The following is a 14,239-nucleotide window of genomic DNA, read 5'->3' on the forward strand; positions in this document are numbered from 1 at the left end:
TGATCACCTGCGATGGAATTTATTGATCCAAAACAATATTGCATCCCAATTACCTCCTAAGAGGTATTTATACAAATATGTCAAAAACTACAATTTCGTTAGCTTTAATGACAGTTTATTAATGAAAATTGTGGACTATGCTTAGTTTGGGTTCCAAGTTTCGAGGTGACTAAGTGGTAGACCTTTCCAGAAGAAGACTCTTTGCAAGAAAAACGCATACCGATAACGCCGTTCGCCTACCTTGGTTAGCCCGACCAGAACAGTTCACGGATGGTTGTACTCGTTGCGGAAAGTGCATTGACGCCTGCGAAACGAAAATTATAACCAAAAGTGACGGCGGATTCCCTTCAGTCGATTTTTCTATTGATGAATGTACGTTTTGCTATCAATGCGCAGATGTTTGTCCAGAGCCGCTCTTTTTAGCAGAAACCGAGCAACCTTGGCACGCAAAAGCAGTAATTAGTGATAGCTGTTTAGCAAAGCAAAATGTCGAATGCAGAAGCTGTGGGGACATGTGCGACCCAATGGCAATCCAGTTCAAGTTAGAACTGGGAAAAGTAGCACAACCCAATTTAAACCTTGATGAATGCAACGGCTGCGGCGCATGTGTTTCTGTGTGCCCAACTTCATCCATCAATGTGAGCAATATAACAGCCTAAGCCGTATATACGGTAAACGGCAATAAATGAGAGAGCTATATGTCACTAAATGAAGTGCATATTTCAAGTTTAGTAGTGCACGTGCTGCCTGAGCATCTGGATGAAATTAAGACGCAAATTGAAACGTATGAAAACGCGGAAATTTACGGAGACAGTCCAGAAGGCAAAATCGTTGTAGTGCTTGAAACCGAAAACCAAGGTTTCATCACAGACACTATTGATGCCATTAACAATTTACCGAATGTTTTGAGCACAGTGTTGGTTTATCACCAAATCGAAACTGCGCTTGAAGAAACGGATGAAGAAGACACTGGAACACAACATTCCCAAATCGAGGGTGAAGTATGAAAATGACAAGACGTGCGTTTGTGAAAGCAAACGCGGCTGCATCAGCTGCTGCTGTCGCAGGTATTACACTACCAGCATCTGCAGCGAACCTGATTGCAAGCTCTGATCAAACCAAAATCACATGGGACAAAGCGCCTTGTCGTTTTTGTGGTACAGGCTGTTCTGTTCTTGTTGGTACTCAAAACGGCAAAGTCGTTGCTACTCAGGGTGACCCAGAAGCACCAGTAAACAAAGGCCTAAACTGTATCAAAGGCTACTTCCTTTCTAAGATCATGTACGGTCAAGACCGTCTGACTCAACCTCTTCTTCGCATGAAAGACGGCAAATACCACAAAGATGGCGAGTTTACGCCGGTTTCGTGGGACGTCGCATTCGATACGATGGCAGAAAAATGGAAAGCATCCCTAGAGAAAAAAGGCCCAACTAGCGTTGGTATGTTTGGCTCTGGCCAATGGACTGTAATGGAAGGTTACGCGGCGGCGAAAATGATGAAAGCCGGTTTCCGTTCTAACAACATTGATCCTAACGCGCGTCACTGTATGGCGTCTGCGGTAGTAGGTTTCATGCGTGCTTTCGGTATCGATGAACCTATGGGCTGTTACGATGACTTCGAGAACGCTGATGCATTCGTGCTTTGGGGTTCGAACATGGCAGAAATGCACCCAGTACTATGGACTCGTATTACTGACCGTCGCCTGAGCCACCCTCATGTTCGCGTAAACGTACTTTCAACTTACTACCACCGTTCATTCGAGTTGGCAGATCACGGCTACATTTTTAACCCACAGTCTGACCTTGCGATTGCTAACTTTATCGCGAACTACATCATCGAAAACGATGCAGTAAACTGGGATTTCGTGAACAAACACACGAACTTTACTCAAGCAGACACCGACATCGGTTACGGTCTGCGTGACGACGACCCGCTACAAAAAGCAGCGAAAAACCCTAACTCAGGCAAACTGACGTCAATCTCTTTCGAAGAGTACAAGAAGTCTGTAGCGCCATACACGGTTGAGAAAGCGTCTGAGATTTCGGGTGTTGAGAAAGAAAAACTGATTGAGCTTGCGAAGCAATACGCCGATCCAAACACGAAAGTAATGTCACTTTGGACAATGGGTATGAACCAACATACTCGCGGCGTGTGGATGAACAACTTGGTTTACAACATCCACCTTCTAACCGGTAAAATCGCTACTCCGGGGAATAGCCCATTCTCACTAACTGGTCAGCCATCGGCGTGTGGTACAGCTCGTGAAGTTGGTACGTTTGCTCACCGTCTACCTGCGGACATGGTGGTTGCTAACCCTAAACACCGCCAAATCGCAGAAAAAATCTGGAAACTGCCTGAAGGCACGATTCCACCAAAACCAGGTTTCCACGCGGTACTTCAAGACCGTATGCTGAACGATGGCGTACTGAACTGTTACTGGGTTCAATGTAACAACAACATGCAAGCTGGTCCGAACATCAACACTGAACGTCTGCCAGGCTACCGTAACCCAGAAAACTTCATCGTTGTTTCTGACCCATACCCAACGGCTACCGCTCAAGCGGCTGACCTTATCCTTCCAACAGCAATGTGGATTGAAAAAGAAGGCGCTTACGGTAACGCAGAACGTCGTACTCAAGCTTGGTACCAACAAGTAGGCACGGTAGGCGACGCTAAGTCTGACCTATGGCAGGTAATGGAGTTCTCTAAACGCTTCAAAATGGAAGAAGTGTGGCCAGAAGAACTTCTAGCGAAAGCGCCTCAGTACCGTGGCAAAACCATGTACGACATGCTGTTCAAAAACGGCCAAGTTGACAAGTTCCCGCTTGAAGAGGCGCGTGAACTGAACGACGATTCGCACCACTTCGGTTTCTACGTTCAAAAAGGTCTGTTTGAAGAATACGCAACGTTCGGCCGCGGCCATGGTCACGACTTAGCACCATACGATGTGTACCACACCGTGCGCGGTCTACGTTGGCCAGTCGTTGATGGTAAAGAAACACAGTGGCGCTTTAAAGAAGGCTCGGACCCATACGCGAAAGCGGGTTCTGGTTGGGATTTCTACGGCAATGCCGACGGTAAAGCGAAGATCATCTCTGCACCGTACGAAGCGCCACCAGAAGTGCCAGATTCAGAATTCGACCTATGGCTATGTACAGGTCGTGTTCTTGAGCACTGGCACACTGGTACCATGACTCGTCGTGTACCTGAGCTGTACAAAGCAGTACCGGATGCGGTGTGTTACATGCACCCAGAAGATGCGAAAGCGCGCAACGTACGTCGCGGAGAAGAAGTGGTTATCGCGAACAAACGTGGCGAAGTACGCGTTCGTGTTGAAACGCGCGGTCGTAACCGTCCGCCAAAAGGCTTGGTATTCGTACCGTTCTTTGATGCTCGTATTTTGATCAACAAGCTAATCCTTGATGCGACTGACCCGCTGTCTAAACAGACAGACTTTAAGAAGTGTCCAGTCAAAATCACTAAGGTTGCTTAACCGTCAAATCACGAACGTAAAGGCCGTCATAGCGGCGGCCTCATAAAGAATTTAAGCCATATAGGCGGAGATGAAATGATGAAAAAATTACTTGTCGCACTTTTATCTGTAGGTGCATTAGTAACAGGCATTGCGCAAGCAGAGTTGGACAATCCAGGAGGCACAGGTGGCCTTGAGTCGCTACGCGGAATGACTCAGCTGGAAGACACTCGCCCTGCAGACGAATTTAAAGATTTTCCGAAAGACCAAATCGTTGAAGACAGCTTTGTTTATCAGCCACCGTTAATTCCACATAGCATCCGTAGCTACGAAGTGTCACTGAACGCAAACAAGTGTCTTGCATGTCATAGCTGGAAAAACGCGAAAGAGTCTGGCGCAACAAAAATCAGTGTAACGCACTATGTAAACCGCCAAGATGCAGTACTTGCTGATGTCTCTCCTCGTCGTTACTTCTGTCTGCAATGTCACGTTCCACAAACCAATGCGAAACCGCTAGTGGAAAATGAATTCCAGTCAGTTGATTCACTTCAGTAGTTGAAACGCAAGTACTAAGAGGTCATTTATGAAAATACTTAAAGCGTTTTGGAAGAGGCTGAAGAACCCAAGTAAAGCTGCCGCTGGTGTGGTTTTATTCTTAGGCTTTGCCGGTGGTCTTCTGTTTTGGGGCGCATTCAACACGGGTATGGAAGCAACGAACACGGAAGAATTCTGTTCTGGGTGTCACGCACCTATCGTGAAAGAAATCCAAGAGACGATCCACTACTCTAACCGTTCAGGCGTTCGTGCAATCTGTTCTGACTGTCACGTACCACATGAATGGACAGATAAGATCGTACGTAAAGTTCAAGCGTCAAAAGAACTGTTTGCGCACTACGTTCTTGGCACCATTGATACACCAGAGAAGTTCCAAGCTCGTCGTGGCCATCTAGCCGAGCGCGAATGGGCTCGTATGAAGAAGAATGACTCTCTAGAGTGTCGTAACTGTCACGAGTTTGATTACATGGACTACTCACAGCAGGGTTCGCGTGCGGCGGCTCAACACTCAACAGCATTAGCTTCTGGCGACAAGACCTGTGTAGATTGTCACAAAGGTATTGCTCACAAGCTGCCTGACATGAGTGGCGTTGAAGGCTGGCAATAAGGAGACAAACCATGAGTACTTTAGAATCTGTGATTTGGCATATCCTTGGATACAGCGCAATGCCAGTGATTATTCTTTCCGGCTTTGTAGGAGTAGCAGCAGTCTCTTTATGGCTACTCTCACTAGGTAAGGATAAAGAGGTTTAACCGCAAGGTTAGTTCATCTCTACCCCGTCAACTTTTTATTGCCTATTTTGTTGACACTAAGCGCCGAGCAAATGCTCGGCGCTTTTTTGTTTATAGTGTAATGGCAGCTTATCCAACCATAAAAAAAGCGACCATGTAGGCCGCTAAAGATTACTGCTATAGGGAGTTTTAAGACTCTTTCACTGGCAGAACTTGCTTAACGTATTGTCCTGGCGCTTCATCAATCACTGGGTAATTTTCTGAGCCCACAGGGAATGGTTCAACCTGCTCTTGCGGGTTGTATTGCAATAACCATTCGTTCCAATGCGTCCACCAAGAACCCTCTTTGTGTTCTGCATTGCTCAACCACTCATCAGCTGAGTCATCAAGAGTGTCATTTAACCAGTAGCCATATTTGTTTTTAGCAGGATGGTTAACAATACCAGCAATATGGCCCGATTCGCCTAATACAAAGGTCTTATTGCCGCCAGTGTGCAACGCACCTCGGTATGTGCCTTGCCAAAGCGCGATGTGATCTTCTTTCGTCGACACAAAATAACTAGGAATTTTGATCTTGTTGAGATCAATCCACACTCCGCCAATTTTAACGCCTTTGTCTTGCACGAGTTTGTTCTCTAGATAGAGCTCACGAAGCAAGAAATTATGAGACGCGGCACTGACGTTGGTGCTATCGCTGTTCCAGTACAACAAGTCGAAATCAACCGGACTGTTACCTTTCAAGTAATTGTCGACGTAGTAGTTCCAGTACAAGCTGTTTTCACGCAACAAGCTGAATGTTACGCTCAGTGAACGACCATCCATGTAACCTTTTGCGTTGTTCTGCGTCTCGATAGCGCTAATGATTGTGTCGTTAATGTACGCGCCGACTTCGCCCGGTTGAGAAAAGTCCAAAAGCGTGGTGAAGAACGTCGCCGATTTGATGCGCTTCTTCATACGTTTTGCTGCATAGTACGCAACAGTGCTCGCTAAAACCGTACCACCAATGCAGTAGCCTGCCGCGTTGATTTGCTCTTGCCCTGTGATTTCTTCAATCGCAGAAACCGCTTTCACAACGCCTTCAGTAACGTAATCACCAAATTCAACATGCGCTTGCGCTTTACCTGGATTACGCCAAGAAATCATGAACACACTGTGGCCTTGCTCAAGCAACCAGCGAACCATTGAGTTCTTCGCAGTGAGGTCAAGAATGTAGTATTTGTTGATGAAAGGCGGAACGATAAGCAATGGTGTCGCATTGACTTTTTCTGTTAACGGACGATATTGAATAAGCTCAAACAACTCATTCTGAAACACCACATCGCCAGCAGTTGTCGCAACGTCATCACCCACTCGGAAAGCGTTGTTGTTCGTCATACGCACTTTTAAAATGTCTGCGCTCGACTCAACGTCTTCTTTCAACTGCTCTAAGCCAGCCAGTAGATTTTGGCCGTTTTGCTCAAGTGTCAGCTTCAAAAGCTCTGGGTTAGTTGCGATGAAGTTGGAAGGAGAAAGGGCGTTAATGGCTTGGCGAGAGAAGAAAATAATACGTTCTTTCGTCTTTTCGTCTAAGCCTTCCAAAGACTCGATGGTATCAAGATAGGTCTTACTGAATAAAAGGTAGGATTGTTTGATGAAGCTATACATGGCTTCATTTTGCCACGCTTCGTTTGAGAAACGCTTATCCCCTTTTTCAGCTTCAATGATTTGTGCTTGATTCCCCGCCAATGCAACATTCTGCCAAATTTGCAGTTGTTGTTCCCACCACTGTGCTTGCAGCTTTAAAATCGCAGCAGGCTGATTCGCAGCTTGTTCGAACAGTTTGGCAGTATCCTCAAAGTTCACTTCTTGCATGGCCTTGTTTAAAGGAGAGTTCACGACTGCCTTGTTCACTTCGAAATCATGCCACCACTGATGATTGGTTTCCTGAAGCTTCACAAGATAGTCCGAAAAGAAGTGTTGAAACATAGTCTTACTCCTATATTCGGAAAAAACAACGCCGCCCAAATCTAGGGGCGGCGAGAATCGGACAAATTACGCAGGAGTAACAGTCTTTAGATTTTCCGAAGTCATTTTCTCAACGTCTTCTTTGAACTCTTTTGCAATGGCTTGAAGCTTGTTGCTGTCATCCATCATTTGCTGAGAAAGCTTAGTAAGCACGCTTAGCTGTTGGCTGTTGAAAGCAGTTAGTGATGTCACGTCTTTGATTTCTGACGCTGCTTTCATCTGGTTTAGACCCACTTCGCTGTAAGTGCGAATTGCGTTCAGTTGAAGCTCAGTCAACACTTCTACGTTTTTTGTCACTAGCTTGTTGAACTTCAAGTAAGGTTCTAGATTTTTTTCAGTTTGATCGCTAAATGTTTTGAAAAAATCAGTGTACATGGTTTATCTCCTAGAGAAAGAATTAAAAATGTCCGTTTAAATAATTACTTAACTGCTTTTACAACCACAGCCGTGCCCATGCCGCCGCCCACACAAAGTGAAGCAACACCATATTGACCATTTTGCTTATGAAGCTCGTGAACAAGCGTCACTAAAATTCGGTTGCCCGATGCACCAAGCGGGTGGCCTAGCGCGATAGCACCGCCGTTAAAGTTCGCTTTATCTTGAATCGCATTAACTGGAACTTGGTTGGTTTCCGCCAACTGATGAATCACGCCAAGTGCTTGCGCTGCAAATGCTTCGTTTAACTCGTAAACGTCGATGTCGTTTACTGTGAGTTCCGCTTTTGCGAGTGCTTTATTGACCGATTCAACTGGACCTAAGCCCATGATTTTCGGATCAAGACCCGATTGCGCGTAGCTTACGATCTCAGCAAGCGGCGTTAATCCGTGCGCTTTAACTGCGCTTTCAGACGCAACGATAATCGCACTCGCGCCATCGTTAATGCCCGACGCATTACCCGCAGTCACTGTGCCTTCGCGGTCAAAAGCAGGACGCAGCTTGCTTAAAGCTTCCATTGTTGCGTTCGCTTTTGGGTATTCATCGGTATCGAATAGTACGGTTTCTCGACGCTGTTGCACTTCCACTGGCACAATTTCGTCTTTGAATTTACCTGCTTCAATAGCGGCTACCGCTTTCTGTTGGCTAGACAACGCATATTCGTCTTGCTGTTGACGAGTTAGGCCGATTTCTTTTGCTACGTTTTCTGCCGTCACACCCATGTGATATTGGTTGTAAACGTCGGTTAAACCGTCCGCTACGAGCAGATCTTTCAGCTCCAGATTGCCCATTTTGTTGCCATCACGAATGCTGCTTGGTGCGGCAAACGGAATCTGAGACATGACCTCAACACCCGCCGCAACAACGATCTCTGCATCGCCACTACGGATATGAGAAACTGCGTCCATGACCGTTTTCATACCACTACCGCAAACCATGTTTACGCCGTATGCAGGAACAGATTCGGGAATCCCAGCAAACAATGCCGCTTGGCGGCCAACACCCATGCCTTGACCTGCACCAACAACGTTGCCGACAATCACTTCGTCAACCTTGTCGCCAGCCAACTTTGCTGCTTCTAACGCGCCCTTAATCGCTACTGCTGCCAGATCGCCAGCTGAGGTATTTTTCAGGCTGCCACCAAAAGCGCCAATTGGGGTACGCTTCGCCGCTACGATAAATACTTTTTCCATCATCTTATCTCCTTAGTGCATGTATAGGCCGCCGTTCACCGACAAAGTCTCACCGGTGATATAGGCGCCGGCATCGCTGACCAAGAAGCTCACTGATGCTGCAATTTCTTCTGGTGTCGCAAGGCGTTTCATTGGGATTTGGTTCGTGATGGATTCCAACACTTCTGGCTTCATTTGCTCAACCATTGGCGTACCTGTGTACCCCGGAGCGATAACATTGACCGTCACACCCGAGCGAGCGCCTTCGTATGCCAAGGCTTTAGAGAAACCGATCATCCCAGCTTTCGCCGCCGAGTAGTTTGCTTGACCAAACTGCCCTTTTAGACCATTGACTGAAGAGATATTGATGACACGACCACCACCTTTTTCGCACATTGCTGCGAATAGGGGTTGCGTAACGTTGAATAGACTATTGAGGTTGGTATTGATGACATCATTCCAAGCTTGCGCAGTCATCTTTTTAAACACGCCATCGCGTGTGATACCTGCGTTGTTGACAACAACATCAATGGTTCCTTCTTCCTCAAGCAATTGCGCTAACTTCTCTGCACACTCAGCGGTGTTTGTTACGTCCAACTCAAAAAGGCGAACCTGATCTTTGGTAAAACCTTTACTGTTGAACCACTCCAGCGCACATTCGTAGTTACCTGTGAAATAAGTAGCGATTACACGGTAACCGTCATTGACTAATTGAGAGGAAATAGCAGAACCAATTCCGCCTTTTGATCCAGTGATCAAAGCGACTTTCTTCATTGAAGACTCCATTCTTAACGGCATTTAAAAAGCAAACTTAATACACTGATGAAATAGTTCACCAACTGACGTGTTTATTTATTCTTTTGACAACCAATCCTGTGCTGCCTTTTATTTTAAGTTAACCTAGAAATATTACATTTCAAATAAAAAACTAATCCATTTGCATAAGATTGATTTAGATCTCATTACACATGAAATGTTATAAAATGGTTAACTCTTCATAACTCATTGTTTTTAATAGTACTTACCTGAAACATCAGCCTACCAACACGGTAAATAAATACCTATATATCATATAGTTACATACAGAACGACAGACGTTACATTATGTCATGATTTAAGATCTGAAATTTAAGTCTAAATGATTATGGCAAAAACAAGATTAGAATAATAATTCAAATATCAGTAAAAACAATTATCAAACATATCATTTAATTACTGCCTTTAATGACAATTTAGTTATCAATATGGCTATTTAAAACAATGAAAATAAACAACGAAACAATATAAACAATTAAATATATTTAATCGAAGAACGATATAAGAGTTTGTCTCATAATGGTGCAATACGCACTATTATGACGCAGAGATTAAAATATAATTTCATTTTAATTTTAAATATCCGAATAACATCAGCTAACTAACACAAAAAGCAACCGTTCGCTTTGTAGTAGCATCCTCTCCCGCTTTGCACTATCTTTGTGGCTTCTCTTTAATCACTAAGTCATCAACAGATATGAATCTTGCATTGCTCAGTATGTTCATCCCCACTTTCTTTTTCGTCTCGATTACTCCAGGAATGTGCATGACGTTGGCACTCACATTGGGAATGAGTGTCGGCTATCGCCGGACACTGTGGATGATGATTGGGGAACTCGCCGGAGTCGCTCTGGTTTCCATCTCTGCTGTACTCGGCATCGCCGCAGTTATGCTCAATTATCCGTGGCTGTTTACCTTCCTCAAATTTGGCGGCGGTGCGTACTTGCTCTATTTAGGTATCGAAATGTGGCGATCTCGGGGCAAACTCGCGATCAATTTGGAGAACTCAACTTCACCACCTAAAGGTAACTGGAATTTGGTTCTGCAGGGCTTCGTTACCGCCATCGCGAACCCTAAAGGTTGGGCGTTTATGATCTCACTTTTGCCTCCATTCATCGACCAGAGCAAAGCCCTAGCGCCACAGCTCATGGTTTTAGTATCGATCATTCTGCTGTTCGAGTTCATCTGTATGTCACTGTATGCGACAGGCGGTAAAGGGCTCAAACGTGTTTTAGGCCAATCAAAAAATGTGCGTTTGATGAACCGTTTCGCAGGCACGTTGATGATGGGCGTTGGTATTTGGCTGTTTGTGAGTTAGAGCGGAACTAAAAGCAATGAAAAACCTCTTTCAAAAGTTCACGCAAGTGATGAGTGAAATACTAGATTTTCAAGCCCGAGTTTGGATTGTGAACGTCTATGCAGGAGAGCATAAAGGCGAGTCTTATGTCGTTAATGAAGATGCTTTCTCTGAACCTCTTCAGTGGATGAAGAAAAAAGGCTACCAAGAGTCGATGTTGAATAAAGTCGAAGCAATGAAGCGCTCACAGATCTTAGAGTTCGATTTGGGACGAGTAAAACATCGTCTGATGCGTGTGAAATAAGCACAAAAAAAGCGCCACTCAAAATGAGTGGCGCAAGCACTTTTACCTTAAAAGAACGATGCTATGGCGCAGCGTCGATCTCAACAGGCAGATAATGTTTCGGCTCCAGTTTCAACCACTCTGGCAGCACGGTACCAATCGAAATCGATGACCATGTACCAGACAGAACACCAATAAACATCGCGGTTGAGAAACCAGCCAAAGGCGCTCCTCCCATAATCCACAATGCTCCAACGGTGATCAGTGTTGTACCAGATGTCACCATGGTGCGTGAAAACGTCGCGATAACAGCTTGGTCATTGATGTCTTCTGTTTTCCAACTCTGCTTCGCAATCAACAGCTCACGGATTCGGTCTGCAATGATGATCGAGTCATTCAATGAGTAACCTAAAATCGCCAGCACAGCAGCAAAAACGGTTAAGTTGAACTCCATTTGAGTAATTGCAAAGAAGCCAAGCACTAAGATCACATCATGGGCCAAAGCAAACAGTGAACCGCTTGCCAAACGCCACTCAAAACGGAAACACAAGTAACCGAGAATACTCAACACACAAATCAACAGTGCTAAGCCACCTTGTTCAAACAAGTCTTGGCCAACTTGAGCACCAACAATACTGTTGCTGACAACATCAACTTGGTGAGAGATTGGCTTAAGTACATCTGCCACGCTTGGTAATGTCTGCCCTTCTTCCGGCGCAGAGTAACGGATCACCCAACGGCCATCTTCACCAGAACGTGTTACTGACGTTGACTCACCAAGTTTTGGTTGCAGTACGTCAAGCAGATCATGGTTAGTTAGCTGCTTATCTACCTTTACTTCTGTCACCATACCACCAGTGAAATCCAAGCCGAGGTTCAACCCTTTAAAGCCCAGAGCGACTAACGCGATCACCGTCAAAATGATGGAAACTAGCGTAGTAAAGTAGCGAATTTTACGAATATTTTGTTTTAGCATTTCGACCATGATTAAACCCTCACATCACGACGGGCATCGCGGCCCCAAATTAAATTGATCATTGCTCGAGAGGCAAATACGCCTGTAAACATACTGGTTAACAAACCTAATCCGAGTGTTAAGGCAAAGCCTTGGATTGGGCCATTACCAATGGCGTACAAAATCACGGCGGTGATCATAGTAGTAATGTTGGCATCAAGGATGGTCGAGAACGCGCTGTCAAAGCCTAGATCAATCGCTTGAGCGAAGCTGCGACCTTCACGCATTTTGTCCTTAATACGTTCGAAAATAATAACGTTGGTGTCCACTGCCATACCGACGGTTAACACTAAACCTGCAATGCCAGGAAGCGTTAGCACCGCACCTGGTAACAAGGCAATTAGGCCAAGCAGACAAAGCATGTTGGCACAAAGCGCCACGTTTGCTACCCAACCTAAGCGGCGGTACCAAAGTGCCATAAAGGTCAGTGTTAAACCCATACCTAAAGCCAGTGCTGCAAAACCGTTCTCAATGTTTTCTGCACCCAGAGAAGCACCGATAGTACGCTCTTCCACAATAGTAACCGGCGCAGTTAGTGAACCCGCACGAAGTAATAGCGCTAACTGCTGCGCATCGTCCATGCTACCTGCTCCGGTAATGCGGAACTGGCTACCAAGTTGAGATTGAATAGTCGCGACGCTGATAACGCGCTCACTACGCTCGGTTACACCGCGATCGTTTGTCTTGTACTCTCGGTAAACGGTCGCCATTGGCTTGCCGATGTGAGTTGCTGAGAAGTCGCTCATTTTCTTACCACCAGCGTGGTCAAGAGAAATATTTACTTCTGACATACCCATTTTGTCGACACCAGCACGAGCGTTTACGATGTGCTCACCCGTTAGGACTGGTCGTTTTGCCAAAATCACCGTACGGCCGTCATTGTCTTGAAGAACAAGATCTTGGCTGCTGTGTGCTTGGCTTGCATCTTTCACTTCATAAAACGCCAAGCTTGCTGTTGCACCAATAACGTTTTTCGCTTGAGCAGGATCTTGTACACCAGGGAGTTCAATTCGAATGCTCTCTTTACCTTGGCGTTGCACTAGTGCTTCTGTGATACCAAGTTCTTCAATACGGCCACGCATGATCTTCAGGTTTTGTTGAAGAGTCGAGGATTGAAATTCTTGGATATTTTGTTCACTCGGTTCAAGCACAAAGCCACGCGATGAACTTTTTGAAATCCAGCCAGGGTAGTTTTGACGCAAGAACTTGTTCACTTCCGACAATGCTTGCTCGCTGTCACTGTTTACCGTAATTCGGTTGCCGCTTTCTGCTCGAACTTGCACACCACGAACACGTTGATCACGTAAATTCGCTTTGATTTCATCAATCAACGCATCACGTTGCTCTTCAAACGCTTTATTCACATCAACATTCAACAAGAACTGAACGCCACCACGAAGGTCAAGACCGAGTTTAATTGGGCTAAAGCCCATCTCATTCAACCATTCTGGCGCAACCGATACGTATGAGAAAGTGATGCTGTCGTCTTTATTTAGCTCTTTGTTTAACAACGCACGAGCTTTACTTTGCGCATCTTCACCATCGAATACAATGGTTGTTTTGCCGTCTCTTTCGATGATTTTGTCGGCTGAAATATGGTTGGTTTTTAGCAGTTGATTCAGATGAACAACCGACATTTCACTGTTGTTTTGATCCGCAAACGTCAACTGGATAGAAGGCTGTTCGCCAAACCAAGTTGGGATCGCACTTAAGGTTAAGATAATGACCGTCGTGATTAATACGACATATTTCCAAGCTGAGTAGTGATTCATCAGCTTTCTGTTCTTTTGCTGCTTTGGTGTTTTTTTCATGTAAACATCATCCCTTCACGATGAGGTGAAGCTTTTAATAACAAGGCTTAACACACGACAGATGCTCCCAGAATAAATTCAGGGTATGAAATGCTCAGAACGCTCGCGCCCTGTCGAATACAATCGTCGTGTTAAGAGTGCACAATGGTGCAAATAGATGGTGTTTAGGCAGAGAACTGACTATTGAGTGCGACGTACATGGCATTGGTCTCTTTCCAACCAGAAATGCGATGATCGCTTGTGAAATGATAAAATGTGGACTGGTTGTGACGCCAGTTAATGTCCATCAAGCTGTATGCGTAACCCGCATCAGCGTAAAACGGAGTCGTGAGATCACCGACAAAATCTACGTGCTCGTCATCAAGCCCTTCTCGTAAGTAAGACGTCCAGCGTTGAGAGTTAAACAAAGCAACGGAATCAAGACTTGCATGGCCTTCAGATACTGGAGATTGAGAACTTTCTTCTGAAACTTCAGAGAAATCGACGGAAGAGTTTGGCGATACACTTGCAGCTACAAAAGGTTGTAGCTTAGAAAAGTGCGGTACGTGAGCCTTGTGATCGATTTGCGCAGCAGATACATGCACTGGTAGCAATACCATTGCAAATAGCAGCAAAATCAATTTTCTAAGGTAAATCCAAGGCATAGG

Annotated in this window: 15 protein-coding genes; 8 read left to right on the forward strand and 7 right to left on the reverse strand. The window is 45.3% G+C overall.

Annotated elements, in window-relative coordinates; translation table 11 throughout:
- Positions 1 to 173: 173 nt before the first annotated feature.
- The 6 genes from napF (at position 174) to DYB02_RS17585 (ending at position 4,780) form a co-directional block, all read left to right on the forward strand.
- On the forward strand, positions 174 to 659 hold the full coding sequence (napF, locus tag DYB02_RS17560) for a ferredoxin-type protein NapF (protein ID WP_021484288.1): 486 nt from the start codon (positions 174 to 176) through the stop codon (positions 657 to 659).
- A gap of 39 nt (positions 660 to 698) precedes the next feature.
- Positions 699 to 1,007: a chaperone NapD gene (locus tag DYB02_RS17565; RefSeq protein ID WP_005463501.1), complete on the forward strand. Its 309-nt coding sequence runs from the start codon at positions 699 to 701 to the stop codon at positions 1,005 to 1,007.
- Complete coding sequence (gene napA / locus DYB02_RS17570; RefSeq protein WP_005463500.1) at positions 1,004 to 3,493, forward strand: periplasmic nitrate reductase subunit alpha; 2,490 nt, start codon at positions 1,004 to 1,006, stop codon at positions 3,491 to 3,493. Before DYB02_RS17565 ends, napA begins: the two co-directional genes overlap by 4 nt.
- A 78-nt stretch (positions 3,494 to 3,571) precedes the next feature.
- The gene (locus DYB02_RS17575; protein ID WP_011106440.1) at positions 3,572 to 4,027 is read left to right on the forward strand and encodes a nitrate reductase cytochrome c-type subunit; all 456 of its coding nucleotides are present in this window, start codon (positions 3,572 to 3,574) and stop codon (positions 4,025 to 4,027) included.
- A gap of 28 nt (positions 4,028 to 4,055) precedes the next feature.
- Complete coding sequence (locus DYB02_RS17580) at positions 4,056 to 4,634, forward strand: NapC/NirT family cytochrome c (RefSeq protein WP_005463498.1); 579 nt, start codon at positions 4,056 to 4,058, stop codon at positions 4,632 to 4,634.
- Between the two features lie 11 nt (positions 4,635 to 4,645).
- Positions 4,646 to 4,780 carry a TIGR02808 family protein gene (locus DYB02_RS17585; RefSeq protein WP_005463497.1) on the forward strand — a complete coding sequence of 45 codons (135 nt, stop codon included), beginning with the start codon at positions 4,646 to 4,648 and terminating at the stop codon, positions 4,778 to 4,780.
- A gap of 168 nt (positions 4,781 to 4,948) precedes the next feature.
- Here the strand turns inward: DYB02_RS17585 and phaC are convergent, their stop codons facing one another.
- The 4 genes from phaC to DYB02_RS17605 form a co-directional block, all read right to left on the reverse strand.
- Positions 4,949 to 6,724, reverse strand: a complete 1,776-nt coding sequence (phaC, locus tag DYB02_RS17590; RefSeq protein WP_005463495.1) for a class I poly(R)-hydroxyalkanoic acid synthase — start codon at positions 6,722 to 6,724, stop codon at positions 4,949 to 4,951.
- Positions 6,725 to 6,790: 66 nt separating this feature from the next.
- Entirely contained in the window at positions 6,791 to 7,138 is a 348-nt protein-coding gene (locus DYB02_RS17595; protein ID WP_005398278.1) for a phasin family protein, read from the reverse strand.
- A gap of 44 nt (positions 7,139 to 7,182) precedes the next feature.
- A complete protein-coding gene (locus DYB02_RS17600; RefSeq protein ID WP_011106441.1) occupies positions 7,183 to 8,391 on the reverse strand; it encodes an acetyl-CoA C-acetyltransferase in 1,209 nt (402 codons plus the stop codon).
- Positions 8,392 to 8,403: 12 nt separating this feature from the next.
- Positions 8,404 to 9,144 (reverse strand): SDR family oxidoreductase, encoded by a 741-nt coding sequence (locus DYB02_RS17605; protein ID WP_005477336.1) that lies wholly within the window; start codon positions 9,142 to 9,144, stop codon positions 8,404 to 8,406.
- A gap of 739 nt (positions 9,145 to 9,883) precedes the next feature.
- On the opposite strand from DYB02_RS17605, the gene DYB02_RS17610 reads away from it, so the two are divergent.
- Positions 9,884 to 10,504 (forward strand): LysE family translocator, encoded by a 621-nt coding sequence (locus DYB02_RS17610; RefSeq protein ID WP_017447371.1) that lies wholly within the window; start codon positions 9,884 to 9,886, stop codon positions 10,502 to 10,504.
- A gap of 16 nt (positions 10,505 to 10,520) precedes the next feature.
- A complete protein-coding gene (locus tag DYB02_RS17615) occupies positions 10,521 to 10,787 on the forward strand; it encodes a hypothetical protein (protein WP_021449447.1) in 267 nt (88 codons plus the stop codon).
- 61 nt (positions 10,788 to 10,848) lie between these two features.
- On the opposite strand, the gene secF is transcribed toward DYB02_RS17615, so the two are convergent.
- The 3 genes from secF to DYB02_RS17630 all read right to left on the reverse strand — a co-directional run bounded on the left by secF (position 10,849) and on the right by DYB02_RS17630 (position 14,236).
- On the reverse strand, positions 10,849 to 11,751 hold the full coding sequence (secF, locus tag DYB02_RS17620) for a protein translocase subunit SecF (RefSeq protein ID WP_005463489.1): 903 nt from the start codon (positions 11,749 to 11,751) through the stop codon (positions 10,849 to 10,851).
- Positions 11,752 to 11,753: 2 nt separating this feature from the next.
- Positions 11,754 to 13,592: a protein translocase subunit SecD gene (gene secD, locus DYB02_RS17625; RefSeq protein WP_029803890.1), complete on the reverse strand. Its 1,839-nt coding sequence runs from the start codon at positions 13,590 to 13,592 to the stop codon at positions 11,754 to 11,756.
- A gap of 164 nt (positions 13,593 to 13,756) precedes the next feature.
- On the reverse strand, positions 13,757 to 14,236 hold the full coding sequence (locus tag DYB02_RS17630; protein ID WP_005477272.1) for a hypothetical protein: 480 nt from the start codon (positions 14,234 to 14,236) through the stop codon (positions 13,757 to 13,759).
- Between the last annotated feature and the right edge of the window lie 3 nt (positions 14,237 to 14,239).

Origin of the sequence: Vibrio parahaemolyticus (assembly GCF_900460535.1) — a bacterium.
Classification (GTDB): domain Bacteria; phylum Pseudomonadota; class Gammaproteobacteria; order Enterobacterales; family Vibrionaceae; genus Vibrio; species Vibrio parahaemolyticus.